This window comes from Haladaptatus halobius (assembly GCF_020618475.1).
GTDB lineage: Archaea > Halobacteriota > Halobacteria > Halobacteriales > Haladaptataceae > Haladaptatus > Haladaptatus halobius.
Window position 1 is genome coordinate 286,956 of record NZ_CP085339.1, and the last position, 25,166, is coordinate 312,121.

Annotated in this window: 30 protein-coding genes and 2 pseudogenes; 13 read left to right on the forward strand and 19 right to left on the reverse strand. The window is 50.3% G+C overall.

What is annotated here, in order from left to right; all coding sequences use genetic code 11:
• Positions 1-19 precede the first annotated feature (19 nt).
• The 6 genes from LIW51_RS31785 to LIW51_RS39635 all read right to left on the reverse strand — a co-directional run bounded on the left by LIW51_RS31785 (position 20) and on the right by LIW51_RS39635 (position 5,921).
• Positions 20-478 (reverse strand): trehalase-like domain-containing protein, encoded by a 459-nt coding sequence (locus tag LIW51_RS31785; protein ID WP_227380045.1) that lies wholly within the window; start codon positions 476-478, stop codon positions 20-22.
• A gap of 324 nt (positions 479-802) precedes the next feature.
• On the reverse strand, positions 803-1,297 hold the full coding sequence (locus LIW51_RS31790) for a hypothetical protein (protein WP_227380046.1): 495 nt from the start codon (positions 1,295-1,297) through the stop codon (positions 803-805).
• A gap of 174 nt (positions 1,298-1,471) precedes the next feature.
• Positions 1,472-1,630 (reverse strand): hypothetical protein, encoded by a 159-nt coding sequence (locus LIW51_RS31795; protein WP_227380047.1) that lies wholly within the window; start codon positions 1,628-1,630, stop codon positions 1,472-1,474.
• A 684-nt stretch (positions 1,631-2,314) separates the two neighbouring features.
• The gene (locus LIW51_RS31800) at positions 2,315-4,255 is read right to left on the reverse strand and encodes an alkaline phosphatase D family protein (RefSeq protein ID WP_227380048.1); all 1,941 of its coding nucleotides are present in this window, start codon (positions 4,253-4,255) and stop codon (positions 2,315-2,317) included.
• A gap of 363 nt (positions 4,256-4,618) precedes the next feature.
• Complete coding sequence (locus tag LIW51_RS31805) at positions 4,619-5,674, reverse strand: alkaline phosphatase PhoX (RefSeq protein WP_368411902.1); 1,056 nt, start codon at positions 5,672-5,674, stop codon at positions 4,619-4,621.
• Positions 5,592-5,921 carry an alkaline phosphatase PhoX gene (locus LIW51_RS39635; RefSeq protein WP_368411896.1) on the reverse strand — a complete coding sequence of 110 codons (330 nt, stop codon included), beginning with the start codon at positions 5,919-5,921 and terminating at the stop codon, positions 5,592-5,594. The genes LIW51_RS31805 and LIW51_RS39635 overlap by 83 nt, the downstream gene beginning before the upstream one ends.
• Before the next feature lie 175 nt (positions 5,922-6,096).
• On the opposite strand from LIW51_RS39635, the gene LIW51_RS31810 reads away from it, so the two are divergent.
• Complete coding sequence (locus LIW51_RS31810) at positions 6,097-6,663, forward strand: NAD(P)/FAD-dependent oxidoreductase (RefSeq protein ID WP_227380049.1); 567 nt, start codon at positions 6,097-6,099, stop codon at positions 6,661-6,663.
• Positions 6,664-6,722: 59 nt separating this feature from the next.
• On the opposite strand, the gene LIW51_RS31815 is transcribed toward LIW51_RS31810, so the two are convergent.
• The 6 genes and pseudogenes from LIW51_RS31815 to LIW51_RS31840 form a co-directional block, all read right to left on the reverse strand.
• Entirely contained in the window at positions 6,723-7,349 is a 627-nt protein-coding gene (locus tag LIW51_RS31815) for a superoxide dismutase (protein WP_227380050.1), read from the reverse strand.
• A gap of 273 nt (positions 7,350-7,622) precedes the next feature.
• The gene (locus LIW51_RS31820; RefSeq protein ID WP_227380051.1) at positions 7,623-7,985 is read right to left on the reverse strand and encodes a DsrE family protein; all 363 of its coding nucleotides are present in this window, start codon (positions 7,983-7,985) and stop codon (positions 7,623-7,625) included.
• Positions 7,986-8,234: 249 nt separating this feature from the next.
• Complete coding sequence (locus LIW51_RS31825) at positions 8,235-9,155, reverse strand: ZIP family metal transporter (RefSeq protein WP_227380052.1); 921 nt, start codon at positions 9,153-9,155, stop codon at positions 8,235-8,237.
• 429 nt (positions 9,156-9,584) lie between these two features.
• Positions 9,585-10,006: pseudogene (locus LIW51_RS31830) on the reverse strand (VOC family protein).
• Between the two features lie 63 nt (positions 10,007-10,069).
• Entirely contained in the window at positions 10,070-10,876 is an 807-nt protein-coding gene (locus LIW51_RS31835) for a DUF8832 domain-containing protein (RefSeq protein WP_227380053.1), read from the reverse strand.
• 198 nt (positions 10,877-11,074) lie between these two features.
• Positions 11,075-11,341 (reverse strand): hypothetical protein, encoded by a 267-nt coding sequence (locus tag LIW51_RS31840; RefSeq protein ID WP_227380054.1) that lies wholly within the window; start codon positions 11,339-11,341, stop codon positions 11,075-11,077.
• Positions 11,342-11,347: 6 nt separating this feature from the next.
• Between LIW51_RS31840 and LIW51_RS31845 the strand changes: the two genes are divergently transcribed.
• From LIW51_RS31845 to LIW51_RS31855, 3 genes are all read left to right on the forward strand, one after another.
• A complete protein-coding gene (locus LIW51_RS31845; RefSeq protein WP_227380055.1) occupies positions 11,348-11,527 on the forward strand; it encodes a hypothetical protein in 180 nt (59 codons plus the stop codon).
• A 112-nt stretch (positions 11,528-11,639) separates the two neighbouring features.
• On the forward strand, positions 11,640-12,572 hold the full coding sequence (locus LIW51_RS31850; RefSeq protein ID WP_227380056.1) for a hypothetical protein: 933 nt from the start codon (positions 11,640-11,642) through the stop codon (positions 12,570-12,572).
• A 26-nt stretch (positions 12,573-12,598) separates the two neighbouring features.
• The gene (locus LIW51_RS31855) at positions 12,599-12,907 is read left to right on the forward strand and encodes a hypothetical protein (RefSeq protein WP_227379511.1); all 309 of its coding nucleotides are present in this window, start codon (positions 12,599-12,601) and stop codon (positions 12,905-12,907) included.
• 554 nt (positions 12,908-13,461) lie between these two features.
• On the opposite strand, the gene LIW51_RS31860 is transcribed toward LIW51_RS31855, so the two are convergent.
• The gene (locus LIW51_RS31860; RefSeq protein WP_227379512.1) at positions 13,462-14,865 is read right to left on the reverse strand and encodes an ATP-binding protein; all 1,404 of its coding nucleotides are present in this window, start codon (positions 14,863-14,865) and stop codon (positions 13,462-13,464) included.
• 72 nt (positions 14,866-14,937) lie between these two features.
• Positions 14,938-15,192 carry a DUF7437 domain-containing protein gene (locus LIW51_RS40175; RefSeq protein ID WP_438267464.1) on the reverse strand — a complete coding sequence of 85 codons (255 nt, stop codon included), beginning with the start codon at positions 15,190-15,192 and terminating at the stop codon, positions 14,938-14,940.
• An 11-nt stretch (positions 15,193-15,203) separates the two neighbouring features.
• On the opposite strand from LIW51_RS40175, the gene LIW51_RS40180 reads away from it, so the two are divergent.
• Both LIW51_RS40180 and LIW51_RS31865 read left to right on the forward strand, forming a co-directional pair.
• A complete protein-coding gene (locus tag LIW51_RS40180; RefSeq protein WP_438267484.1) occupies positions 15,204-15,329 on the forward strand; it encodes a hypothetical protein in 126 nt (41 codons plus the stop codon).
• Positions 15,330-15,737, forward strand: a complete 408-nt coding sequence (locus tag LIW51_RS31865) for a Cdc6/Cdc18 family protein (RefSeq protein ID WP_227379513.1) — start codon at positions 15,330-15,332, stop codon at positions 15,735-15,737.
• A 444-nt stretch (positions 15,738-16,181) separates the two neighbouring features.
• On the opposite strand, the gene LIW51_RS31870 is transcribed toward LIW51_RS31865, so the two are convergent.
• A complete protein-coding gene (locus LIW51_RS31870) occupies positions 16,182-16,412 on the reverse strand; it encodes a hypothetical protein (RefSeq protein WP_227379514.1) in 231 nt (76 codons plus the stop codon).
• A gap of 330 nt (positions 16,413-16,742) precedes the next feature.
• Between LIW51_RS31870 and LIW51_RS31875 the strand changes: the two genes are divergently transcribed.
• Positions 16,743-16,979, forward strand: a complete 237-nt coding sequence (locus LIW51_RS31875) for a hypothetical protein (RefSeq protein ID WP_227379515.1) — start codon at positions 16,743-16,745, stop codon at positions 16,977-16,979.
• Between the two features lie 65 nt (positions 16,980-17,044).
• Here LIW51_RS31875 and LIW51_RS31880 read toward each other — a convergent pair whose 3' ends face one another.
• From LIW51_RS31880 to LIW51_RS31890, 3 genes are all read right to left on the reverse strand, one after another.
• A complete protein-coding gene (locus LIW51_RS31880) occupies positions 17,045-17,311 on the reverse strand; it encodes a HalOD1 output domain-containing protein (protein WP_227379516.1) in 267 nt (88 codons plus the stop codon).
• A gap of 640 nt (positions 17,312-17,951) precedes the next feature.
• Positions 17,952-18,188 (reverse strand): hypothetical protein, encoded by a 237-nt coding sequence (locus LIW51_RS31885; protein WP_227379517.1) that lies wholly within the window; start codon positions 18,186-18,188, stop codon positions 17,952-17,954.
• Between the two features lie 255 nt (positions 18,189-18,443).
• A complete protein-coding gene (locus LIW51_RS31890; protein WP_227380064.1) occupies positions 18,444-18,977 on the reverse strand; it encodes an Rrf2 family transcriptional regulator in 534 nt (177 codons plus the stop codon).
• 277 nt (positions 18,978-19,254) lie between these two features.
• On the opposite strand from LIW51_RS31890, the gene LIW51_RS31895 reads away from it, so the two are divergent.
• From LIW51_RS31895 to LIW51_RS31905, 3 genes and pseudogenes are all read left to right on the forward strand, one after another.
• Positions 19,255-20,004, forward strand: a complete 750-nt coding sequence (locus LIW51_RS31895) for a hypothetical protein (RefSeq protein ID WP_227379518.1) — start codon at positions 19,255-19,257, stop codon at positions 20,002-20,004.
• Positions 20,005-20,171: 167 nt separating this feature from the next.
• A pseudogene (locus LIW51_RS31900) lies at positions 20,172-20,636 on the forward strand (DNA polymerase domain-containing protein).
• A 197-nt stretch (positions 20,637-20,833) separates the two neighbouring features.
• Positions 20,834-21,760 carry a WD40/YVTN/BNR-like repeat-containing protein gene (locus tag LIW51_RS31905; protein ID WP_227379519.1) on the forward strand — a complete coding sequence of 309 codons (927 nt, stop codon included), beginning with the start codon at positions 20,834-20,836 and terminating at the stop codon, positions 21,758-21,760.
• Between the two features lie 292 nt (positions 21,761-22,052).
• Here LIW51_RS31905 and LIW51_RS31910 read toward each other — a convergent pair whose 3' ends face one another.
• On the reverse strand, positions 22,053-22,307 hold the full coding sequence (locus LIW51_RS31910) for a hypothetical protein (protein ID WP_227379520.1): 255 nt from the start codon (positions 22,305-22,307) through the stop codon (positions 22,053-22,055).
• Between the two features lie 64 nt (positions 22,308-22,371).
• Between LIW51_RS31910 and LIW51_RS31915 the strand changes: the two genes are divergently transcribed.
• The 3 genes from LIW51_RS31915 (at position 22,372) to LIW51_RS31925 (ending at position 24,684) form a co-directional block, all read left to right on the forward strand.
• Complete coding sequence (locus LIW51_RS31915; protein ID WP_438267465.1) at positions 22,372-23,016, forward strand: helix-turn-helix domain-containing protein; 645 nt, start codon at positions 22,372-22,374, stop codon at positions 23,014-23,016.
• A gap of 159 nt (positions 23,017-23,175) precedes the next feature.
• A complete protein-coding gene (locus LIW51_RS31920) occupies positions 23,176-23,535 on the forward strand; it encodes a group I truncated hemoglobin (protein WP_227379522.1) in 360 nt (119 codons plus the stop codon).
• 804 nt (positions 23,536-24,339) lie between these two features.
• Positions 24,340-24,684, forward strand: coding sequence for a DUF7853 family protein (locus LIW51_RS31925; protein ID WP_227379523.1), 345 nt, complete (start codon positions 24,340-24,342; stop codon positions 24,682-24,684).
• Positions 24,685-25,166: the final 482 nt, after the last annotated feature.

The following is a 25,166-nucleotide window of genomic DNA, read 5'->3' on the forward strand; positions in this document are numbered from 1 at the left end:
CTCCATAGTCGTCAAACCTCTACGATGCGATGAGTATCGATATCTTTGTCCATCGAATTCTATTATATACATCCATTTCCGCCAGACTGTAATCGTGTCGCGGGGCGAAGTCGACCTCAAGATCGACCGTCCCGTCAGTGCATTTGATTTTGCGATAAAGCGCCCGACAGGGTTCTTTTATGTCGGTCTCGGTTGGAGGCATGAAATCGGTTATCTGAACCGTGCCATCGTTGGTTTTAAACTCGGTTTGCAAGACGTTCGTTCGGGGAAGATACCTTTGTTTGGTTTCGGACGCTTTGACTGGATTGATTCGAAAATGGCCGCCTCGATCGACGTCGAGAATGGCCGCAAAGACGCTTGGGGACTTAATGTGTGGCAGCGGATACCACGCTATCGCGCCGGTGGGATCCACGAGCGCACAGGTCTCCAAGTTTCCGACGATTCCGTATGATTCAATAGGCGGATATTTATCCGTCATTATCTGGACTATCCCTTTCGGTTAGCTCGGGTTCTGATAAACAATCTGAGTTGAAATGTTGTCGAGCCATACGGATCCATATTTAGCGATACAATGGCGGCGCGTAACTCAGTGAGGGTGCATCGATAACACACTCCGCGAGAATAGAAGGAGGAACCCTTTGTGACCACCGATAAATACCTTATGTTGGTCGTGAAATGAAAACGGTCGTCTAAGCGCCACGCATAAATTGATTCGGGGGTACCGAGGGTGTTGTACTTCCGGTTATGGTCTAAAAAGCAGTGATCGACTGTATGACTTCGGCAGCCGCCACTTCTGTCTTATTTATTCCCCAACCCTTGTGTAGGTCAAGTCGAAATCTACCTCCCAGTCGACCCCATCGTCTGAGCGTTCCCAGGTGGCTTCGATCGTATCGCCGTCCTCGCTAAAGGTGCCTGTAAAATGTTGTGCGAACCCAGGTGTGTCCCTCCAAATTTTCCATACACCATTGCTCAGACTCATTTGGTACACGCGGAAGACACCACGCGAGTCAGTATAGAGCATCGTGAACTCCTCGCTCGAATCGTCTAGGCCGATGACTGATACAGTGGAGCGAGGTGCATTTTCAATCCATTCCGTGGGTGCGTCCGATAGATCAACGACTTCTGAACGGTAAACGAGGAAGGCTCCATCCTCCAGCCAATTGAACGTTGCCCGTCCTCCTCTAAGCGTTTGCCCGTCTATCCTCACTTCTGTTTCCCACTCACCAACGAGCCGATTTAGCCGGCCAAGAACCGGATTCGATTCTACAGGTTGGCCGTTCGCTTCTTCATCAGACATAATCCTCTAATAGGAGGCTAGCCATCATCAAGGTTCGTTCGAACATATTTCACCTCGTTTTACTTAGACTTTTTCTAATAAATCCGGGAGAGGGTACCGGAGTAGTCCACTTCCCCTTTTGAGGTGAGGCGACAGGAGATTAGTCCGCTGTCCTGAATAGAGAGCGTGAATAGTTCAGTCGCGCTTTCCTCTCTTGCAGAAATGTGTTCTTCCTTCAAGTTCTGCCACCACTTCCGCAACAGTGACTTGCGGATCACCGTCATCAGCCGAAGCTAACTCGGTATGGAAAACCGTTTTCTCGGGATTCTGGTGGATGTCTTTGTTCTCGGCCATATCATCGCTTATTGAGCGTGATGGTCGTAAACGAATTGGCTGCAGGACTAACAGGAAACTAAGTGGTCAGACAGGTAAAACTGGGAGACACCAACTTCAGATCATATAATTAACTGGTAACCACCAACTGAGTAGTCGTTGTTAGACCTCGAAATAAAAGCATGTATCAAACACCATCACTCGAGGCTGTGAACACCATGAATTACGGAAGATGAGCGAACCAATCGCGACCAGCCACTTGACCACAGATGTATCGACTCGGAATCACCACTGGGGTGGCCACGCCAACGAACGTCATTCTGTGGTGATGAGGGTAACAGATATTGAGGTTGCTGTCCCAGCCGACGAATTTGTGCTCAGTCAGACGTTGACAACGATCGACGGGCAGACCGTTAAGTACCTTTATGACTGATTTTGCTTGCGTCGAAGAATAGACTTTGACGGAATCGAACTCCTTGCCGGTAATGAGATTTTCTGCTTCCTCAAGGGTGGCGACCCGGCTGGATCCACCTCAGCTTATGAAATTAATGGGACTCTTCCAGTTGCTATCGGAACAAAATCCCAATCATCTAATATTTTTACCTATCTCCAACATCATATTAAGGTAGTTTCCGTTATGAGTTCTGTCGCCACATACTAGGTATTTTCGTTTGCTAAAAGAGTGATCGGCTATTCGCGTCGACCTTAGGTTGGCTGGTACGACTCTTCGTCGAGGATGATCGCCTCGTCGTTGGCGATAACCACAGTGTCGGGATTGCTGTTGTTCAGGACTGCACCGTCAAACCCGGTATAAATGGTCGACTGGGTGTCATCTCCACTTCCGTTCCGGACGGTGACTGTCTCGCCTGCTCCGAGAGTGAAATCACCGAACGTATAGTTTTGCACCCGGCCGCCTTCGAAGCTGAGAATGAAGTCCGACATGTTAATCTCAGTGTCGCCTTCGTTCTGCAGTGTGACGTATTCATTGTTGAGATCTCCATCCTGATTTGGACGAATATCGGTGATCTCTATAGGTTCTTCCTTCGGTCGTTCCGAGATCAGCTGAGCGCCGGGATTGCCAGCCTCCGTTACAAACGATGCAAGGGTGTCAATCGATGCACTCGGTTTCTCAACGGTCGAGACAACTCGGTAGTCGGCCTGCCACTGCTCAGGGGTAAGCGTACAACGGACGTAGCCTCGGTCAACGTTAAAGAATTCTTGCCATGATTCGCCCGCCGATGGACCATACTGGGTGAGCCCGGACGTGTCTCCGAACGAGGAGATCGACGTGCCAACGTACTCAGTGCCCACTGTTTTGGAATCCGGATCCGAAAAGTCAGCTTTGAGATTGTAGGCGTAATTACGGTGAACGTCGCCAGTGATGACGATTGGGTTGAGATCGCCATCTTCAGACATCGCATCAAGCAAGGTTTGCCGATCAGCCCGATAACCATCCCATTTGTCTCCGCCACCGAACTCGGCGTCGTCTGGATCTGCATTCTCGTCAGTCGCCGCGACAGGGACTTGGTTTGCGAGGATGTTCCACTGGGACGTGGAACTATCCAGCCCATCTAGCAACCATTTTTCTTGTTCGTCGCCGAGAATGGTCCGTTCAGGGTCTTTCACCTTTTTGCTGGAATGCGTTTGGTCATCACGATACTGCCTGGTATCAAGCACGTTGAACTCGGCTAACTGTCCGAATGTAAACCGGCGGTAAAGGGGCATATCTGGCCCGTCAGGCATTCGTGAGCGGCGTATTGGCTGGTGCTCCCAGTAGGCTTGATAGGCCGCAGCCCGCCGTTCAAGGAACTCTTCGGGTGGGGTCCCTTCATCAATTTCATCAGCGTAGTTGTTTGCGACCTCGTGATCATCCCATGTAATGAACCATGGGAATGCTGCATGGGCATCCTGGAGGTGTGAATCAGTCTTATACTGTGCGTGACGAATGCGATAATCGGCTAGACTCTTGATTTCTCGTGGCGGCTCATGGCCACGGTCTAGTGAGCCCTGCGACCCCCCTTCATAGATATAATCGCCGAGATGAAAAACCATGTCAAGCTCTTCTTCAGCAAGGTGCTGATGAGAGGTGTAATATCCGGATGGATAGTTCTGACAGGATGCGAATGCAAAGTTCAGTTCGTCAATATCCGAATCAGGTGCTGGAGCAGTCTTTGTCCGGCCCACTGGACTTGTGTCTTCTCCAACCCGGAACTGGTAATAGTATTCTGTATTGGGTTCAAGCCCCTCGGGTTCAATGTGCACGGAATGAGCGTGTTCTGGCCGCGCGTACACCGTACCATCTTTCACAACCTGCTGCATGTTTTCACGAGTGGCCACCTTCCATGCGACTGGCACCTTCTTATCTGGCATCCCACCATCAGCTTGGAGTGGTTCTGGTACAAGACGCGTCCAAAGTACAACCGAGTCCGGAAGCGGGTCACCAGAAGCTACACCAAGTGTAAACGGATCGTCGCTCAATTGACTGGTGATGTCGTTTTTCGCTGTAGCAAGTCCTATCGTTCCGAACGTCGTAAGCCCAGCCACACCCGTTGCCGTCTGAAGGAATTCACGGCGGTTTGAGGAGAAAAATTTGTTTTGTTGAGTATCCATCTTATTGTTACTGCCAGACTCTGTCATTTTATCCATGTAAAGAATTTAAACGTTAGAGTAAGAATGTTTATAATAGGTCTCTATTAGTATATATCTAAATAAATAAATAATAGAAATATGAGTTCTCCTATATATTAATAAATAATCTCTGTATACGCCGCCACACAATTATCGATAGAGAATTGACTAGAACCATTCAATAAAGGCTTAGAGCGGAAATTTGAATGCCTTCTTACTAAAACGAGCGTTCAATAAAGTAGATGGTAGAAATGAGAAGAGATAACCCACTGATATTAGTATTATTTCACTTTTATAATAATTTAATCGGTATCTATTTATGTTCTTTTTTGATTAAAAATGGAAGTCAGAGTTTGGTCTTGAGGACTCTAAGAGCGACGGTCAATCCAGGTTGTAGACCCAGACCATGTTCGGCGGGTCGTGACCTTCATTACCGGTGTCCTCACCAATAATCACTCGACCATCGTCCATCACGACGATATTGTCGGGCTCGGAGATTGTATTCTCGGGGTCATAGCTCTCTTGGCTCGAAAATGCCTGCTTCATTAATGTCATGCCCTTACCCACAATGCCATTCTCATCCTCTTTGGTCGGATTGTGTACGCAGTCTTGACAGACAGTACTCGCCGAGTTAGGATGAGCATCGTAGGGACATCCACCACAGATGTTCGCATTCGGTCCACCCGTCACGATCGGTTCCATTCGACTTACGTTGTAGTTGGCACCGAGCTGCAACCGATAGACTGCACCCCACTCGTTTCCCTCAAGTTGGATTTCGTCTTGCGGGTCGTCGTTCTCAGACGATGCATCCTGATTTGAGAGCATCGTCTTGTTTGTATTTGACATCGCCATGTACAGATAGTCACCTGGTTTGGCGTTCTGCTTGATGTTCACGCCTTCCATCTTGCGGAATTCATTTGTCGCGCCCTTGGCGGCAGCCGCTTTCCGCGATTCGAGAAATGCAACACGGTTGTCCTTTGCCTTTCCACGCGCCCACTGTTTGACTTCTGCATCAGTGATGTAATTGGCGTTCGATCTCGGCTTTTGGCCATCGTACTTAGCAACCCACGATTCGACTTGATCGTGGGTGCCATGGTCGAGCTTGATCCATTCCAGATCGAAGCCAGTGGTAGCGACCTTGTTTTCAGCGTCTTGGGTAGCTTTCGCAGCGTAAAGCGTCCCCGCAGAGAGATCACCAGGAGTGTCGGTCACGAACTTGAAAAAGACCGTTCCGGTTCCATCGTCGCTCAGATACACCGTCCGCTGGTCGGGCATCACGACTGCGTTCTCGCGCGAGAAGCGTCCCATCGCAAATTGTTTGACGGGTGTTGGGGTACTAGTCGGATCGTCGATTTCAATGATGTGACCGTATCGATAGGATTCGCGGTACGGCCGAGGTATTCCGACATTCGCTCTCGCGCACTGTTCCTTCAGTATACCATTGAGCGGCGTCCGGCTCGTATTCTTCGGAGGTCAATGGCGTGTTCCACGGTGTGACAGTCCCGAAGCAGTTGTTCCATGTTCCTTCGACGTCGCGGAAGTTGACGTTCTCGCCGCCAATGTTCTCGGGGCGACGCGCGAGGATCTGCTTCGGCAATTCATTTTTGGATCGCTTCCTGAACAGGTGCGACTCGGGGCACAAAACACGGTCCTGCTGACCAAACGAAAAACAACATAACTGCATAATGGTAAGTTCGGCATCGAGGAGGCGCTTTCACATAGCCATGAAAGGTTCATCACAATGAAATACAGGGAAATGTGTTAGTTGGTTCGTCCAGTTTCCAACTACAATTTTTCACCGCTCGGCGTCGTTCTTGCTGGCAAGTACTCATTTATATTGCGAGTGAGTATGAAAAAGTATGGTCGACGTTATTGTTGTCGGCGGTGGCCCCGCCGGCATGAGTGCTGCACTGTTTACCAGCAAAAACGGTCTCGATACGACAGTGTTCGACACCGATCAGACGTGGATGCATAAGGCTCACCTCTTCAATTTCCTCGGGATTCGAAGCATCGACGGAGACGTGTTCATGCAGCGCGCCCGCGAACAGGCCACCATGGACCACGGTGTCGACCTATACGAGGGCATCGCAGTTTCAACCGTCGAGAAAACCGATGCTGGATTCACCGTCTCCACCGACGAGGACGAGTATGAAGCACCGTATGTTATTCTCGCGACCGGCGCAAAGCGTGACCTTGCCGAAGATCTCGGCTGTGCGTTCACCGACGAGGACGTCGTGGACGTGGACGTGACGATGGAGACGAGCGTTGAGAATGCCTATGCAACAGGTGCGATGGTTCGGGCGGAAGAGTGGCAGGCTATCATCTCCGCGGGCGACGGCGCTGCCGCATCGCTCAATATCCTCACTAAGGAGAAAGGCGAGCACTTCCACGACTTCGACACACCAGATGACGTTGGCGAGCGCTAGCTAGCACTCGTCGAGTAGGGTCGATAAAAAGTAGTGAACAACCGGCAGCGATGTGAGAGTTAGTGGGAGTGCTGGCCGAGCACAGTGGCGTTCTTCGCCTCGTCGTAGCGCTGGGAGACGTCGTCCCAGTTGACGATATCCCAGAAGTTGTCCACGTACTCGCCGCGGCCGTTCTCGTACTGGAGATAGTACGCATGCTCCCAGACGTCGAGTACCAGCAGTGGCGTCACACCCTGTGGGGTTTGATTTTGGTGATTCTCAGCCACGGTCACGAGTGGCTTCTCTCCGATGTGGTCGTAGACGAGGAAGCCCCAGCCGGAGCCCTCGACACCCTTAGCAGCCGCTGAGAAGTGAGCTTTGAATTGCTCAAAGCCGCCGAAGTGTTCGTCAAGAGCGTCGGCAAGCTCACCTTCAGGCTCTTCACCGCCATCGGGGGACATGTTCTCCCAGAAGACGGTGTGATTGACGTGCCCTGAAAGATTGAATGCGAGATTGCGCTCGACGCCCTTGATGTTGCCATAGTCACCGTTTTCACGCATTTGTTCGAGCGTGTCGAGAGCGGCGTTTGCACCGTCGACGTAGCCCTGGTGATGCTTGTCGTGGTGCAGTTCCATGATGCGCTGGTCGATTGCTGGCTCGAGCGCAGCGTAGTCGTACGGTAAGTCTGGTAGTTCGTAGGTACTCATCTGTGTATCCTTGTAGTGCCAAGCTGACAATCACAATAAAGATTTGCTGAAGCGTATTTTGGTAGTGGTTTCAATACATCCGGAATTCCGTTGACGTTGATGGCGGTTACAGCAGCCGTTCTCGTTACAATCATTCTCACATCCTTTGTGATACGCTACTTTTAGTGCCCAATCGAAGTTGGTAGTATATATTAAATAATTTGAATTACTGAATAGATTAATCGAATAGCTTGACGACTAGTACTGTATGGCTGAGGTGTTTCTAATTGGTGTTCAGAATGTGATGGTCGTGTCGTACTCTTCTGTCAATCGGGCGAGATCTGGGGATCGACCGAGTTCTGCCCACTCCGTGAGATCTTCCGCAGTGATATTCCGCGCTGTGGCACAGGGCTCACACACGATGAATTCATCAAGTGCATCGTTTTCCTGCAACTCTGCAAGAACCTCGGCGACAGTCGGCAATCCTGGTGCCTTGATTTCTTCGAGTTGTTCCTCCGGTTGAGTTGCAAGGCGGGTTGCTTCTTGCATTGCGAAAATCGACATGGGTTCTCCACGAGCCATCGCCCCTTTGGCGGCAACGAACGGCAGTACCGTCTTCGTCGCGTTCTCTGTCCCAATGGTCGTTATGATAAACATAGTGTGTGATCCATCGCTTGAACGTATACTATAGGTTTGGAATCAATACAGTTGAATAACCCTAAAAGTAGTTCAAAATCACTCATTGTGGCACTGCTAGAGTAAGCGAAAAATCAACAGACAACGGTATCTGGTGGTAAATAGTCTCGCAGAGTTTCCGGAGATACAGCTCCAATCAATCTTTTGTTATATCACTGCCAACACCTCTGACGCGTCGACCAATAATGAGTAACTCAGCGACAATCAGGGCTATGCGAGCACCACGTCGAGCGTGAGCATAACCGCCGCGCCGATCATCAATCCAAGTGTTGCGACCCGTTCGTAGCCGCGTGAGTGCGTTGCAGGAACGATTTCGTCACCGATCACGTAGAGCATCCCGCCAGCCGCGAAGCCCATCGCATATGGCAGCAATGGGGCGGCAACCGTGACAGCCCATGCACCGAATAGAGCGAGTGGGATCTCAACGAGGCCGGCGCGGATACCAGCGACCGCCGCATACCAACGGCGGCCGAGACCAGCGTTAATCGCCGCAACCGAGACTGCGAGTCCTTCTGGAATGTTCTGAATCCCGATTGCAAGCATCAATGCGATGCCACCAGACACATCGCCACTGCCAAATCCAACGCCGACCGCAAGTCCCTCCGGCATATTATGAAGCGTGATAGCTACAGTGAATAACAGCACGGCCATAATGCGAGAATCCAGCGCAGTTGAGCTGGTGCTTGCCGATCCAGCGAAGTGGGGATGACCGTGCCCGTCTTCCCCACCGTCAGTCTTCGTTTCCACGTCTGGGACAAGCCGGTTGCTGATCATCGGACCGACGTACTGAACCCACCGTTCACCGCGGTCGAGTACTGCAACACCGAGGAAGAACCCGATAAGTACGGGGATAATACCTGCCAGCGCGATACCGCCAAGGTGGAGAGCGCGATATCCAGGTTCGGATGCGAACTCGATACCGGGGAGTAACAAGCTCGTGAAACTCGCTGACAGCATGACCCCGGCAGCGAATCCGAGTGCAGCATCAAGCCACTTCTCGGTCGGGTTCCGCCAGATGAGGACGACCGATGCACCGAGAAGGTTGAGAAATGCAATGATCAGTCCACCAACCAGCCCCTGAACGACTGGATCCTTTCCGACAACGTCTATGAACAGCTCTTCAATCGTCATTCAGTATCCTCCAGCGGTTCTGAATATCTGTGGTACAACGGTGAGCGTGGCTATACAATCGAATCTTCTTCACTAGCAAAGTCGCCTCTAGTTGTTTCGACTTCAGTAGGTCGACTGTACTTCCCATATCTTGTTTAGACCCGCCTAATACTTTAATTTGGCTAGTAGAAACCGACGCTGAACTAGCAATTTGACCGTTTATTACCCCATAGAGTGACTGAATTGAATCTCTAGAAGCGCTCACAAGGGTCTATACGTTTCTACTTGTATTCGTATTGCTATCCAGCGGTATGTAAATTGTCGGTGGTTGCGACACGGAATAGGTCGAGATAGTAATCCCATATGGATCTCGATATCGAAGGTAAGGAGATCTAGGTAAATATACCGAGTGTACCCGTCAGGATATCCAATTGGCTGTGAGTACGGTGATTACTCTGGCGCCATTCCCTTTTCGGAAAGTTCAGCGATAGCGGTCTCGGACTTTTCAAGATCCGAGAGATCCATCGCCTCGAGGATACGTTTTGCCTTCGTGAACTGGATCTCCTCATACGCAACGATCTGAATACGATTTCCCCATGGATCGCGGAAATCAAATCCCTGGGTCGGGAGTCGTTCGACATTAAGTTCCTCAAGTCAGCGACGGTAGTCGGATCATCGACGACGAGACCAAAGTGCCGGTGGTCATCACCGTTGTTGGGGGACTCATCGGTTTCTGTGAGGGCGAGGAATTGATCGCCCATATCAAGGAAGGCGGCCGCCTCTGTCTGCCCGCGGAGTTCGAACTCGAAGATCGAGCCATAGAAATCGAGTGCAGCTTCGATATCATCGACTTCAAGCGCGACATGGTTGATGCCGACGAGGCGAGCGGGAGAGTGTCCGAGTTAGTCATTTCACTAGGGGTTCTATTTGCAGACCTATGAATTCGAGTCGTCGAGACGCACGTCGAACGACGTTGTAATCAGGTTCCCGTCGGGCTTCGCTTGTAAAAAGAGGCGGTATCGTCCTGCCGTGGGGAACCGTATCCTCCCACTTTCAGGGTCTGTTTCTTCAGGGTGGACGTGCACGTATGCAAGATCGCCTTCACGGAGGACGACGAGATGTCCGAGCGCACCGAGGTACTCGTCTAACTTTGCAACCCGCTCGCCATCTTGCTGGGTTTCGAACTCAAGGACGACGGCCTCACCGGCCTGAATCTCTTCAGGCCTAAGCGTCACGTTGTACCCATTAGTCGTCGCTTCTCTGGTTGAGGCCGGGCGGGGGTCAAGTTCGACAAGCCCGGGTACAAAGAGATCAACGCCGAGCGTCGTCGGTTGCCCGTTGACGAGGATGTCCACAAAGGCTCGGTACACGCCTGGATCTGGGAACGTAAGCTGTTGAGACCAAGTGCCGTCCGCAGTCATCTCGGGATGGAGGTGCTGAAAACGCGTAAGATCACGCCGGACAAGGATCAGATGGTTCAGTTCGTCATGAGACTCCTCGAACTCGGTGACGACGGTCCCCTCGTAATCACGGATCTGGTATGTCCATGTCTGTTCGACACCAGGCTTAAAGCGAATATCCGACGGAACGAGACGGAGGCCATCGGCGGCAATCGACAGTCCACCAGGCAGTGCGTGACTGCCGTGGTCAGTATATCCGCGAGCATGTGTCCCTCCTTCCCGCCCATGGTTGTATTCCCTTGTTGCCTCATTCTCGGTTTGGTCGTACTCGTCGTTGCCCATGACTAGTATAGTGTGTTGGAATCGCTTACCGATTTCCGCTTACGATTAGAAGAATCTGGCTCGGGAAGGTTTCCAATTTAAGGCTTGGACGGAACCCACCGTTACGTTCTTTTTGTGCCGCTGGTTGCTGATAACGTGTAAGCGACCAATCTTTCAGGCGTTGGCGCTGAGTGTTTCGTACCGGGCCTCGAACTGATCTTAACAAGACGGACAGCAAAGGTGATACAGTTCGCCGTCGAGTCGCAGCGTTTCTCCGTCGTCATTTACCTCATTCTCACACTGCACACACGTAATCGCAAGATCCGTCCCCTCGACCTGTGGCGTCCAGTCAGCACTCGTGAGCACTACAACCTCGTAGTCAGTAATCGCTTCTAGCTCGTCAGGCTCAAACGTGTCCGTGAGGAACGTCTGGACGTCTGCTTTCGGGAGACGGGAGTGGAAGAACACGCGCGGGTCAGAGGCCATGAATACGTGTTCGACTCCGTCCGTGAGAGCCAGTGTATCGCGGATATCCTTGGTCACCTCAGATCGGACAGAGCGTTCGACGAGGACAGGAACGCCACTACGCAGTTTCGAGCGGTCGAGATCGAGGATGAACCGTTGAATGATACCCAGCTCCTGGAGTCGACTGATGCGACCAGATCCAAATAGGATCTCTCCTACAAATCACTCAGAGTTCAAGCGTTATTGACCGGTTTATACTGGTTTAAGGTTAAGATTAATCTTAAAACTACTTTAAGGTTATGTATTTTATTATCGAAGTATGGGAACGGATCAATTCACACAATCACTCAACGACACTGAAAGCGTCCAAAAGCGCTACGCGAAACAGCTAGGGATCAAACCAGATCGGATTCCCTTCACAGCGGAGACGTTACCAAACCCAGAGGTTGCCGTCCGTGTGAACGATGACTTGCTCAACGAAGTTGCCTCACATATCTTGAATCGAGCGGGGCACGTCTCGATCATCGACCGGCGCGGGGCAGGGAAGACTCACTTTCGCGATCTCGTCTATGACGCACTCGCAAACGGTCCCCGAAGCGAAGAGTTCCATATTGCACGTATTCGTGAAGTCGAATCTATCACAACACGACGATTCTATACACGACTACTATACGAGCTATCCCAGTATGACGATTTGGAGATCCCGGATGACTATCCACATCCGACCGATGAGGTCCGACAAATCGTCGAAGGCGTAGCAGCCCAGCTCGAAGAACACGATATCGCCTGCATTATCCAAGTGGATCAGCTTGAGGACGCGGCACGCAATACACGTACGTTCAAACAGCTACTTGCCGCGTTACAGAGTGTCGGTGACCTTGGTGATGAAGAACCAGTATTCTTGTTGTTCCTGTTCGGGACACCGGTAGCAAGTGAACGAATAGACGAACTTCGCGAGACACTCACCTCTCGTCTCGTCGCGAAAGATCGATCGCTGGAACGGTTTGACTTTGCAGAGGCTGACGAGCTGATTGGACGGTGGCTCGCGTTCGCACGCGAAGAGGAATACAGTGACGGCTACTCATCCAATCCCTACACTGCAAGCGCAATTGACGAGATTGTCGATCGGAGCGACGGAACTCCACGCTCGATTCGACAACAGTGTTACCACGCGTTCCGTGCTGGTGCACGGCAATTCGATGACATTGAAACGGTAGGAATCGATGACTCAACACTCGAGCAATACACTTAGGCTTAAAACTAAGATTAAGGTTAACAATGAGTAATCCACTTAACGACGCGATGGATGCAGCAGAATCGGAAGAGGAGACAAGTGAGGAGAAGTCGAAAAACGAATTCGACGCTGACGAGTATCTGAACAAACTCGGAGAAGGGCCGAAAGAACAGACCGTTGGCTTCTCGGTTGACGAGCCGATGCATCGATTCTACAAAGAACTCCAAAGCGACGACAACATCAAGTTCAATGTGGCCGAGTCGTTCCGCGAACATCTGAAGAAATTAGCTCGTCGCCATCCAGAAACATTCGAACGTGCAATGCGGAAATGGGAGATCGATAGAGAATATTAATCTTAAGCTTAATCCTAAGTCCCAACCATTGTATTGAGCATGTTAGGAAGGAGATTCACCTTCTGAAACAGGGTTGGAAACGAAAGGTCGGCAATGCCGTTGGAGTCCACAGTAGTATTTGTGTTGAAATCCGCTAGCTGATTTTCAAATAATACTTGATGGGTAATTTTCATATAACACCGCGATACTGTAGGATTAGTATATCGCGTTGGTTAATAGCGGTCGCCCACCCACATGTACTGTTTTGAGGACCGAGACGGCGTCACTACCATGGAAGGTAGCCATAATATTAGCATTAATCTTAAAATTAGTATTCTTAATCTATTTTGATGTGAATCGCTTCGGAGGTACGCCCCGAGACCCGTGGCCTGTGCCGCCTGTAAATGCATCGGGGTATGAGTATTGATCTTAATTTCAACCGGACGGTGAAGGTCACCCAACACTGAAACTCGAGATTGTGAAACAGAAACACGAAAATGGCTGGATAGATTAATCTTAAGGTTAATTCCATTCTTAAGCGTCTGTCTAAAGGAAATTATCGAATTCCACGGTTTTTAAGCCGTGGAGGAAGTCAATTGAAGAATATCAGCGGGCGTGAACAGTGAGATATCAGTACGTTCATCAGCCGTAGCTTGGAGTCCATCTGAAAATCCAGACCGACAGAAACAGCAGTAGTGAAACGTTGGTTCATCACCATCTTCTGGCGTCCACTGTATTTGTGCTGCACTCCGTTCAAGATCAGCTAGATCACCCTCATCCATCTCTTGAGATGTGTATTTACACTCGCCAGCAACGAGTGTTCCATCGCTCGCGAGGCCAACAACGTCTAATTCGAACTCGCGGTGCCACCAGTAACCAATTCCGTGGTATGTCTTTGGAACCAGTGATGGGAGTGCTCCTTGGCAGACAATTTCAAACATCGGGCCCATATAATCAGAGAATGATGGCTTGACCAACTGCTCATAAGCATCTTCACCGAGTTGAATCAGTTTTTCTTCTTGCCCATAGACGTAGCGAAACCAAAAGCGGAACAAGGGTTCGTTCAATCGATACCGGCTTTTGCGTGTCGCAGTGGGGGTAGCCGTCACAGGGATATTCCGTTCCACTAATCGAAGACGGCGGAGTTTTGAGAGATAGGATCCGAGTGTATTCGAATCAATACCCGCAAAGTTTGCAATCTCGTTCGCTTCACGTTTTCCAGTTGCGATCGCCCGGAGGATCGTGTAATATGTCTGGGGCTCTCGTATTCCGAATTCCGTCCGAAGCAAGAACTCTGGTTCGTTGTGAAGAACACCATGTTCAGAGAGGATATGAGACTGAATGTTCCGTGCAAGCGACGCTGACTGCGTAAGCGCCTGCAAGTAATAGGGTGTTCCACCGAAAACACCCCAAAATTGAATCATCGTATCAGGATCGTCAGTCGGATAGAACTGTCGCGCATCAATCAGCGGAAGTGGTGGCAGATCAATTGCGGCGGTCCGCCGACCGTACAGCGGGCTTCCCCCACTGAGAACTTTTTCTTCCATAATACTGATTGAGGATCCAACAAGCACCAGTGTTATTCCAGAATCTTCGAGCTGCAGATCCCAGACGCGTTGAATCTTCGATGGAAGAGCATCATCCGACTGGATGAGATATGGGAATTCATCAAGTACAACGATTGCGTCCTCTCGACCAAGCGCGCGTAGTAGTGCCTCCCAGTCACGTTGGATATCAGCTACGATCGGAAATACCTCACTCGCAGTCTCGACGAAGTTAGTGAGCTGCGCCTCCGGCGTTTCCTCGGTTGCTTGCCAATAGACGGCATCATCGATATCTTCTATTGCCTCACGAATGAGTGCGCTCTTGCCGAGCCGACGACGGCCGTAGATAACGGTCAGATCGGCAGTATCACTTTGGAACTGTGATTGTAATGTGTCGAGTTCTTTCTCCCGATTAACGAAACGTGGTGGATCCATGTGGCTACTTTGGGCTGATAGTTGATAATCGTGGTGATTATCTAAATCGTGATTTTACTAATCGTGATTTTACTAATCGTCTGGTTCAGTAACGACCTCTGGTTCCGTATTGGGAAGAACCTCGCGAAGCTCTTGAAGGATAGTTTCAGCCTCAAACACAGAGAGATCTAACTCGCGAGCCATGATTCTCGATGTCATTTTCCCTTTGACGTACGCACGTGCATACTCGATAGCGATTGCAAGTCCTGCAGTGCCATGGCGATCATGGTAGAGCTCAAGATTTTGATTGTCCGTGCTCCGGGCGAGAGCGCCAATCAGCGTTGACATTCCAATCTGAAGTGCTGACGAGCGACGTTATCCCTCTCTGTGCATCCTTTGCTGCACAAGACTTCGGTGACGCACGGAAGGCGATCGATATCCTTCGTCATTCGGGCAACTTAGCGTATAAGCAGGATGCAGAGTAGGTGACTGAAGCTCACGTCCGTGAAGCTCGTACTGAAGCAGAAAAGGATCGTTTCAAGGAACTAATCGAGGAAGTCTCTCAACAAGCGAAAGCAGTGTTATTAGCGCTTTCAATTCTCACGAACAGCTCGAACCAGGAAGAATTCGCGACACAACTCGTCTATCGCCAGTATTCGAACATCTGCAAAATAATTGATTTAGACACGCTTTCTGAGAGGCGATTTCGTGATATCTTGAACGAGCAGACGTTTCTCGGCCTGATCGATATCCAGAAGGAGAACCGTGGTCGTTCAGGTGGTATCAATCTACTAAATCGGCTTGTCGAAGATTCTGAAACCGTTTATCAGATTCTTATTGACGATAACCGATTCACAGAATTAGATGACAACCTCGACCAACGCCGTGTCTAAGACTGGTAAACCGTCTCGAGATCATTCACTGAGGCACTCGGCTTGTTCTGTTTATAGACTCGATTAATGATTGTTCTGAGTGAATAGTGGTCTAGGTCGATCCGTTGACGCTCCAATATTTGATCTTAATCTTAAGACTAAGATTAGATTTAAGTCAATAATTTGGGTTTCCAAAGAGTCATTGGAGGACTCAGTACTCGAAGTGATACAGATGAGTCGGGTTGAATTCGTATTATATGCTAACGAGTGCCAATCTCAGACCTGTTCTTTTCGAATTGTTACTATATCTGCTGCCAATCGTTTGAATCCCTCCGCTGCAATCACAAACATGTTCGGTGCTGGGGTACATAGCACTCGATCACTAACATTGAACTCTGCGTCAGCAGCACCTGGCAGTTGCACCTGATAGCCATTGCCTGCGATTTGGAGTGAGGCGTCTGCAACTCAATGAATCGAGACCGTGTCAAGAGCAGCTGATGTTACGAGTTCTACGACATTTTCGTTTTTGACACGGTCGATGTCGATGACGAGGAGAAGTTTATCGAATGCAAACACCCGGATGGTCGAAAGGCGGGTGGTCTCGTCGTCAGTCTCTTCAACGAGTTTAGCTGCTCGGGCGGGTTGCGTCACTTGGAGGGCAAGGCCATCGCCGGAGCGCTTGATTTTGTTGGGCATTACTGGTTAGTACTGTATGCTAACTCAAGAACGTTCGTCTCGTCAGTCGCGCTCTCGGTACAGCATTGTTGTGAGAAGTTTGAGGATGTGAATTCTATTGCGCGTGCTCAGTTTCACTTCCGCTCTGGTTGGCTCACGACTTTATCTATTGCGTCCCAAGCGTTGAATGCAGTTAGCGTATCCCAGCAGGCGGCGTAGGATCTTGTACTCATCCCAAACCCACCCTCCCACGCCGTGTGCTCATTCCCCTTGTCGTAACGAATCAAACAGTCGCATGGTAAGCTACCGTCCAAGGGTTTACTTGTCGAGAACGCAGATTCCGTAGTACCAATGGTTCCAAACGAGAAATCGCCACTCACACCACTTGCGCAAGAAGCGCTTGACACGCTTGCGAAGGAACTTCCGGAGGAGGGAGAGTTCACGTACAAGCAAGCGTATGCAACTCTCAAGGAGGAAGAAGACCTTGAGCGCCCCGCGGCCGAGGATATTATCGAACGCCTCTACATGAAAGGCCATCTCTACGAGATCGAGGGAAAGCTCCGGCTCACTGATTACGGATCTAAATAGGAAGGACGGCCCCGTTAGTGAGCGTAATGATATTCCGTCGTGTCAATCGAATCGCTTTTGCTTGATCAACTCGCCAAGCATTGTTTCTCACCAGTACCGCGATGTGCTCCACGCGGTTTGTAGATGAGGATGGTGTTGTCACTGCGGACGGTGACAAGATAGTCCTCAACTGTGAATCGGACTTCGACATCACTCATTTTCGTCGTGCTTGCTGTAATGATGTCTTCGAGCGCATCTAGGTTCACGTGTTCGTACAGTAAGAGTGTGGTCTGGCTAGCTGCTGGCGCAATTACGTCAATAAGTGCGTCGATGAGACCTGTAATAAGCTCCAAACTTGATGATTCAGGGTCGATCGTCTTAGAGGTGATCAATGCATACTGAGGTGGCCGACTCGGTTGCGATTGCTCTCTGGTGGATCCAAACCAGTTGGTTGTTTTGGCGGTCATAGGCTTCACTCCCATTTTTTGCTATCTATACTAATAGTTGATTAATGACTTCTTACTGCAGAATTTACTCGATAGAAACGAAAAGTGAAGTCAAAGATTAAATTCGTCGAATATTGATTGGTCATTTGGAGAAATTGATAATAAAATCAAGTAATGTCTGACGAACCCATTTTATTTCGTAGTCCATTGGTGAAAATGCATCCTCACAAAATCCAGCACGACGACCTGCTCTGGCGTCATCACCCGATAGTGTCGCCGTGTCCGGTTGTGAGAGCTGGTTCTCTCTTCCCCTTATTCTTTCCAATGAGTGCGTCTATTGTTCAATCTCTTCCGTGTCGAGAATCGGGTTTCAGAAAGTCCAATTGGAAATGTTTGTTGCCGTTAGGCTGGCGTAAATCAGGGATTGAGTGGGAGTGAGGCAGTATACTGAATCCAGTTTACAGTCATTCGGTTAATTGGGACATGGACTAGGATTGCTGAAACGCGTAAAAGCCTGGAGTCAGTGCGCTTAATAATAGAGTATAAGCTAATCGCCGGATTCAGATTCACCACTCTCACTGAAATGCTCCGTGACTTGTGCCAAATTATCAAGGACGCGGTCGAGCTGGTGCAGAAGATCCGCAACGGTATCAAGCCACCCCTGCAAACTCATCGGCTGCTCTATCTGGAGAGGTGCCTGGGTACTGGCCGCTCCAGCAGTAGGTGTAACTGACATGCTGATGACGCAGATCATGAGAGTTACGGCAAGGATCTTTCGGAACATTAGTGCTCCACAGGTGGATCACTCTATGAGAGACTTGTTAATCTTCAGGCCATGAGTTAGATTGATATCATAAGAGGCGTGAACCGAGTATCCAATTCGATCTGCACTTCGACGGAGTTGGTTCCTCCGAGGGTTGAATGCTATTCAAGGTGATCCTCGTTGGATGGAGACGTTGACCGCTATGATACTGCTTCACACTTTGGCATGTCCTTAGCACGGGGACAATGATGGACACAGAATACAGATCGGTCGACGCTATTGGTTTGAGTCGTCGGCCGATGTGTGCATCGACTGGATTTTGAGACTGAGAATATTGCTTGTCTCATCTTTATTGTCGAGCTGGCCTTCAATAATGAGATTTGCGAGTGGTGTCGGCCCAACCCGCATTACATCATCGGCATGGAAATCTGTCACAGACCCTTGAATATGAATCTCAGCACGGCAGAGGTCAGGATGGTGGATATTGCTCAACGAAATTTGTTCGACGTTTGTATTCTCCACAGGCTCATCGTTGTGGAACAGCGGTACTTCCGCCGCCTCATCGAGTGTCTGCACGTCAAGGGTGTTGAAGGCGGTCGCAGTTGGCTTGTATCCACCTTTCGGTCCAGGCACCCCTTCGACGAGTTGGAGTGCTTTCAGTGATTGCATCTGATTACGGATTGTTCCTGGATTCCGATCGACTTCGGTTGCGATTTCTTCACCTTTTATTGCACCTTCAGTCTCACTATGGAGGTTGACGAGTGCAGTGAGAATCCTCTTCTGACTTGCTGTCAGCTCGATTGATGACATACCGGATTCTTCGACTTTGCATCGGTTAAATCCAGCCTTTTGGAAATCTAGTACCGTGGCGAGCGTATCCATTTGTTGGACGAATCTTTTCGGGGCACGGAACTGGATCCACTTTTCCTCTCCTGTATCCTAGATTCGTCAATACCGCTCTCACTCATTTGAGATTCCGTTTGAACACCTGTCTAATTGCCTTCTAGCCATGCTCTATGAGTTCTGCTCTCCCGTCAGTATCGATTTGACCAATTAGAGGCTGATTTAAACGACATAGGATGAAGCGATGGTGTACAAAATCGACTACGTTGATGGCGACGTGCTCACCTGGTCACTAACTGAGACGGGGCTAAACTGCGAGGTGGATGAATCGTATACACCGACAATCTACGTGTCGGTGAATGATGATGGTGAGTTTTCCACGGCACATGCTGAACTCCGTGACCATCCTGCCGTTGCTCAGATTGCTATGGTCGACGAACGCGTGAGTTTTCGGCACGACCCTGAGCAAGTGCTGCAGGTAGACGTGGTCGACCTCAAGGCGGTCAACTTAGTGGCTCGAATGGTGAGCAGATGGGGTTCTCCTGGTGAGTATCGGTGTTACAACGTCGATTTTTCGCGGGAGTTCCGCTATTGTCTCGAAGAGGGAATCGACCCACTGCCGAACCACGAACTCTCGCAGGTGCACGTTGCTGTGTCGGAGACTGAACTCGCGAGTAGGACAGTCACCGATCTCACGATTGACGATGAGGTGGTGACCGGGGGTGGGGAGGACGTGTTAGCAACGCTGTCGGATTGTGTCGAGCGTACAAACCCGGACGTTCTGTTCCTGAATACCAGTGATCTCATTCCCGTCCTCTTTCAACAGGCCGATCGGCTCGATGTAGAGTTCCAGCTTGGACGACGACCTAGGTGGCAGCAGTTGGCGGGCGAATCGACCTACGAAAGTTATGGCCAGGTCGGGCACTCACCAGCACGCTACACTTTGCCCGGTCGGCTAATCATCGATGGCTCGAACTCGTTCATGTGGAACTAGACGAATCTCGATGGCTGTCTGTATCTCGTGGAGAAGTCGGGCAAACCACTGCAGGAGTTAGTGGGTCGTCGATCGGGAACATACTGACTGGAATTCGAATTCAGGAAGCTCGTGAGCGGGAAGTCCTTGTTCCATAGCATTCCTGGCGCAACGAGAAGTTCAAAACGATGCGCCAACTCCACGATGCCGACCGAGGTGGGTTCACCTTTGCACCAGATGTTGGGTTGCACGAGGACGTCCATGAACTCGACTTCTCCTCGTTGTATCCGAATATCATCGTCACGCGGAACGTGAGCCCAGAGAAGATTCGATGTGAATGCCATGCAGGTTGAGAGAACGTGCCGGGGATTGGCTACTCGATTTGTGACGAGCGGGGCTATCTTCCGGACGTGCTCGAACCGTTGATTGAGGATCGCGATGCGATCAAAGCCGAAATTCGAGCAACTGAGGACGAGGATCGTCGCGATGAGTTGGAAGGGCAATCGAGTGCGATCAAGTGGATTTTGGTGTCGTGTTTCGGCTATCAGGGCTTTTCGAATGCGAAATTTGGACGGATCGAGTGCCACGAGGCGATCAACGCGTATGCTCGGGATCTATATCCCTGTATTCGGTGGGTGATCGCGTGTGTTTAGAATCCGATCAAAGTAGCGGTCGTGCGGTTGCATCTCGAGAATGACTTCCCTCAGTGCGTTGAGCACAGCAATCGCAAAGGCAACTTGGAGAGTTCGATTCCTGACCAGAAGACGTTGGCATGTCTCGATGTAGTCTATTCTGTGCTGTCGTTATTTATTGGTGAAATGATTAAGTTCCCAACTCTCGAAGACCATGTATGCTCCTGATTGGCACGAACGACGGTGTTTATCAAGCACCAATAGACGAACTCGATAACACCACCCATGTCCTCGAGAGCGAGCACGCCCTTCGAATTCACCAGTTTGATGAATCAGTCTATGCAGCCACGCGCTCGGGGCTGTTCCGATCGATGGACGCTGGTGAGACATGGGTAAACCTTGATGTCCCACGGCGTGAGGTCTACTCCGTTCTCCAGAATTCTACTGGAGAACGACTATATGCCGGGACACATCCTGCTCACCTGTACGTCTCTACTAACGATGGAGAGTCGTGGCGCGAACTGGAGGGCTTGCAGGAGTTGCCGTCTCGTCAAGAGTGGCGACTTCCTCGCCACCGCAACGAAGCACACGTTCGTAGTCTTGGCGCCCACCCTGATACTCCTCAACGAGTCGTCGCAGGCATCGAGGTTGGTGGCGTCCATGTCAGCGACGATGAGGGAGAAACGTGGACAGAGCGCCGCGATGGGGTGCACGACGATGTCCATCATGTGCTCGTACAAGGGAGTGAGGAATACATTGCATCATGTGGTGGCGGTCTTTACCGCACGCGTAATGCCGGTCGATCATGGACGCGCCTTGACGTCGATTTTGAGCATACCTACTTCCGAGAGGCATTCTCTGTTGGGGGTCGGTTGTATGCAGCAGCGGCCCGTTCGTCGCCTCCTTCATGGGGTGGCGAGCGGGGGCCAGATGCGGCGCTGTTCGAATCGACAGATGACGGAGACACCTTTGAATCTGTCTCGTACCCTGGTAAACCGCAAGAATTCATTCTCGCCTGGACGGCCCTTGATGACGGTACAGTAATCGCGGGAACTCGGGGAGGTCACATCCTTCGTCGAACAAATGAAGGATGGACAAGAGGTGGGAGCGTTCCAGCAGGTATCCGTTCACTCACTGTCGTGTAGCTGTTTATTTTGTTTAATCGCTGATTTTGAAAAACCGATTTGAAAGACTCCGTAGAGTCATGGATTTCGTCCTCGACAATACGATATTGCCTGCCGTCACTGGAGAAATAGATTACACCATTGTAATAGAGAGGGATCGCGAACGCGATCCCCTCTATTTCGCGGAAATAGACGTCCCCCACCGTATCCAACCAATTACTACCTCCCTGTTTCACTGGCAGTGCGGTGTGACTCTTGTGTAGTGACTTGTTCGAGAAGGGGTTCTCTGAACCCCATGATTACAACGCTATAATCAGTGTCCTCCATTTGTGAGTTCCCCGTTGACTTCGTGGACTCGCATCCACACTGCGAGGTCGGGATGGCCGAACGTGATTTCGATGTGATACCCGCCGACGCCCATTGCATCGTCCACGGACAGCGTTCGTGACGTCTTGTAGCACACGTCGGGCACACGCTCGGCCATTTCTTCCATGACGCGATAACCATCGTTCTTGTCCGTACAGCTGTAGTGTATCGCGACTTCTCGGTACCCGAGTCGGGCAACCATCACGTCGTTCGTATCTCTTAGCAAAAGAATCCCACTTATACTTCGCCAGTGATGTTATCCAGGTATGGCTTCTGGGATCCACGTGCAGATTGGGCTAAGCGGTGCAGATAGCTGCCCCGTTTCTTCGATCAGTGAGAATTTCGAAATCGAGTCCTTGACTGTCAATCAACATTCCACTCCGAAGAGATCAGAAGTTGTCGGTGAGCTAACGATTGACCACTCTGAGAACACTGAAGGAGAACTATACATGGTAGACGAAGTTTTCAGTGACGATACGAAGTCAGTATATCGATACACGCATGACAACGATAAGTGTCCGTGTATGCGCGTGCCAAACCATGGGTGTCCCGTTCGTGACCTCCGTGCGAACTCTGGTCAGCTCATCCTGTCATTTATCACACCGGATCTTGAGACGCTTCGATCGGTCGTTGCCGACCTCGGAGAAAGCTGTGAGAACGTTACGATTCGTCAGCTTACGCGATCGAGTGCTACCGATAACGGGCGGTCACTTCTCTTTGTCGACCGCACTGAATTTACCGACCGACAATACGAAGCACTCGAAACAGCACACGAGATGGGATATTTCGACTCACCAAAGGAATCGAACTCCAAAGAAGTAGCTGACGAAATGGGGATTTCAGTTGCCACGTTCGTCGAACATCTCTCTGTTGCCCAAACGAAGCTATTAGATCAGATTCTCACAGACTAATCGTGCTGTTTGTCAATCGAAATTGTAATTGATCCGGGTGGCTCTAACCGACATGGTGTTATCTTAGTCCATTGTCCCTGTGCGACATGGGGTTAAATAAACCCAAGTATATTAGCGACAGCCCGTATCCTGATTCCCCGCCAATTTTCATTCGTCACAATGTCTCAATCAGTCTATCGGGAAATCGGCGGACGTGACGCAGTCGAAGCGGTCGTCAGGGACTTCTACGACCGGGTGCTATCGGACGACCAGCTGATCCCATATTTTGAAGGGATGGATATGGACGAGTTACGTGCACACCAAATCCAGTTCATCAGTGCGGTTACTGGAGGGCCAGTCGAATATTCAGGTGCGGATATGCGCGAAGCACACATCCACCTCGATATCGATGAAGCGGATTTCGAGGCCGTCGGTGCACACCTCGAAACCGCGCTTCGAATGAATGGAGTTGACGAGGGGAACATCGACGCGATCATGGCCGAGGTCGTCGCGCTGGAAGATCCGATTCTCAACCGGTAACAGTAGACTGGTTACACTGTCGTAATCACCTTTAGACGACCAGTGTAATCAGCTGAACCGCTTCATTCCTTCACTTCAAACCGCGAAGAGAAGGCTTAAATATATTTGTATCGAGCACAGTTTTTGTATTAGAGAGCTAATACTGAGAATCTTGTGCGCGACTCTCATTCATCGCTAATTTTTTAATCTATTCACTGTATGTCAGACTACGAAGGGTACGTCCAATGACCGAACTTAAAGTTCCCTCCAACAAGATAAGCCGAGTCGATTTCGAAACCGTTGTGGAAAACGCTATGCGTGACGCGACCGAACCTTTAACAGTCGAAATCTAACTGAGTTTACATCCATCGACGAGGCGAAAAATGCCTTTGTCTCCTATGCCCTTGATATGTATGCGATACAGGCAATTAGTATCGACGAGATTCGTGCGGAACCTTCTCGTCCACGTCAGGCCATCACACATCGAGCAACGCAGGTTTTTGATACCCGTTTTGCCAACAGTACCTGGGAATCTACCCCCAAGAAACGCTCTTAGCGATGGACCTGTCCATCATAATTGACGGGGTTCTCCTGTTGTTTATCGAGAGAAAATCAATGCATTCTCATGAGTTCAATAATCGGTACAATCATGTCTAGTTGCATTTCAATCATTATCGGTTTCGTTAAGTAAGTTCTACGATGCTCTAATAAGTTTCAGCGAGTGTCGAAGTCACGTCTCTATTGTTCAACTGAAGATCTATGTTAGCATTGCACAAAGACTTATAAGTGGGTACCACCTACGCATAGCTCCACGACAGACCTGCTATGTCCGCCGATTCACGGTCACCCCGATCGATCACACTGGCACTTCCACCAGACGAACACTGGACACTCCACCACGTGCTCCTCCATCGAATTGACCGAGAAACGACTGCAGACGACACGACCGTCGTAAATCCGCCACCACTTGAAGTCTTCCACGCGTTCGAAACACTCGACGCTGGCAGCACGCAGTTCTCTATCGCTCAACTCGAGGCAATCCAGGCGGTTCTCGCAGAGTATCATCACTCGACCGTGTGGTGGGAGGGAGAGCGATCGCAGCTCGAACAACTCCTCCATCGCGTCGCGACGCTCGTTGAAGCGAACCAACTCCCACACCCACAGTACTGAGCGATTAGCACTGCACCGATCCGTCCCCTTCTAATTGGACAGTATTTAGGTTCAGGCGACGATCGACGAAGACGTTCATTTAATAGGGGGTCGGATAAAGAGGCCAATTCTTATTACGTTGGGTGCGAAAGGACGAATGTCATGTCACTCTCCGCCACGGTGCAGCGGGGGTTAGCTGACAATGAGAACATCGTTCATGAGTGTAGACAGTGCGGGACGACACTCATGGCCACCGAACAGCAGTGCCCTGCCTGTGAGTCGACTGAAATCGTGAAATTCGATGTCTCGTAATCCCGTTTCAATGTAGTTGGGTGCCAGCTTGACGTCCAATACAGATTGATGTGGATACGTGGCGGTCGTGATCGCGATGATGGCAATAAAAACGGCATCAGTGCAACGTATCTAACACCAGCTATTGGGAACGCCAGAGTAGTGGTTTACTCTTCGTACAGACAATGCGTGTTTGCTGTTCGCTGATGAGC

Coding starts and splice junctions, on each gene's coding strand:
- LIW51_RS31785 (WP_227380045.1), bottom strand. CDS start 478: ATGACGGATAAATATCCGCCTATTGAATCATACGGAATCGTCGGAAAC.
- LIW51_RS31790 (WP_227380046.1), bottom strand. CDS start 1,297: ATGTCTGATGAAGAAGCGAACGGCCAACCTGTAGAATCGAATCCGGTT.
- LIW51_RS31795 (WP_227380047.1), bottom strand. CDS start 1,630: ATGGCCGAGAACAAAGACATCCACCAGAATCCCGAGAAAACGGTTTTC.
- LIW51_RS31800 (WP_227380048.1), bottom strand. CDS start 4,255: ATGGATAAAATGACAGAGTCTGGCAGTAACAATAAGATGGATACTCAA.
- LIW51_RS39635 (WP_368411896.1), bottom strand. CDS start 5,921: ATGCAGTTATGTTGTTTTTCGTTTGGTCAGCAGGACCGTGTTTTGTGC.
- LIW51_RS31810 (WP_227380049.1), top strand. CDS start 6,097: ATGGTCGACGTTATTGTTGTCGGCGGTGGCCCCGCCGGCATGAGTGCT.
- LIW51_RS31815 (WP_227380050.1), bottom strand. CDS start 7,349: ATGAGTACCTACGAACTACCAGACTTACCGTACGACTACGCTGCGCTC.
- LIW51_RS31820 (WP_227380051.1), bottom strand. CDS start 7,985: ATGTTTATCATAACGACCATTGGGACAGAGAACGCGACGAAGACGGTA.
- LIW51_RS31825 (WP_227380052.1), bottom strand. CDS start 9,155: ATGACGATTGAAGAGCTGTTCATAGACGTTGTCGGAAAGGATCCAGTC.
- LIW51_RS31835 (WP_227380053.1), bottom strand. CDS start 10,876: ATGGGCAACGACGAGTACGACCAAACCGAGAATGAGGCAACAAGGGAA.
- LIW51_RS31840 (WP_227380054.1), bottom strand. CDS start 11,341: ATGGCCTCTGACCCGCGCGTGTTCTTCCACTCCCGTCTCCCGAAAGCA.
- LIW51_RS31850 (WP_227380056.1), top strand. CDS start 11,640: ATGGGAACGGATCAATTCACACAATCACTCAACGACACTGAAAGCGTC.
- LIW51_RS31855 (WP_227379511.1), top strand. CDS start 12,599: ATGAGTAATCCACTTAACGACGCGATGGATGCAGCAGAATCGGAAGAG.
- LIW51_RS31860 (WP_227379512.1), bottom strand. CDS start 14,865: ATGGATCCACCACGTTTCGTTAATCGGGAGAAAGAACTCGACACATTA.
- LIW51_RS40175 (WP_438267464.1), bottom strand. CDS start 15,192: ATGTCAACGCTGATTGGCGCTCTCGCCCGGAGCACGGACAATCAAAAT.
- LIW51_RS31870 (WP_227379514.1), bottom strand. CDS start 16,412: ATGCCCAACAAAATCAAGCGCTCCGGCGATGGCCTTGCCCTCCAAGTG.
- LIW51_RS31875 (WP_227379515.1), top strand. CDS start 16,743: ATGGTTCCAAACGAGAAATCGCCACTCACACCACTTGCGCAAGAAGCG.
- LIW51_RS31885 (WP_227379517.1), bottom strand. CDS start 18,188: ATGTTCCGAAAGATCCTTGCCGTAACTCTCATGATCTGCGTCATCAGC.
- LIW51_RS31890 (WP_227380064.1), bottom strand. CDS start 18,977: ATGTCATCAATCGAGCTGACAGCAAGTCAGAAGAGGATTCTCACTGCA.
- LIW51_RS31895 (WP_227379518.1), top strand. CDS start 19,255: ATGGTGTACAAAATCGACTACGTTGATGGCGACGTGCTCACCTGGTCA.
- LIW51_RS31905 (WP_227379519.1), top strand. CDS start 20,834: ATGCTCCTGATTGGCACGAACGACGGTGTTTATCAAGCACCAATAGAC.
- LIW51_RS31910 (WP_227379520.1), bottom strand. CDS start 22,307: ATGGTTGCCCGACTCGGGTACCGAGAAGTCGCGATACACTACAGCTGT.
- LIW51_RS31915 (WP_438267465.1), top strand. CDS start 22,372: ATGGCTTCTGGGATCCACGTGCAGATTGGGCTAAGCGGTGCAGATAGC.
- LIW51_RS31920 (WP_227379522.1), top strand. CDS start 23,176: ATGTCTCAATCAGTCTATCGGGAAATCGGCGGACGTGACGCAGTCGAA.
- LIW51_RS31925 (WP_227379523.1), top strand. CDS start 24,340: ATGTCCGCCGATTCACGGTCACCCCGATCGATCACACTGGCACTTCCA.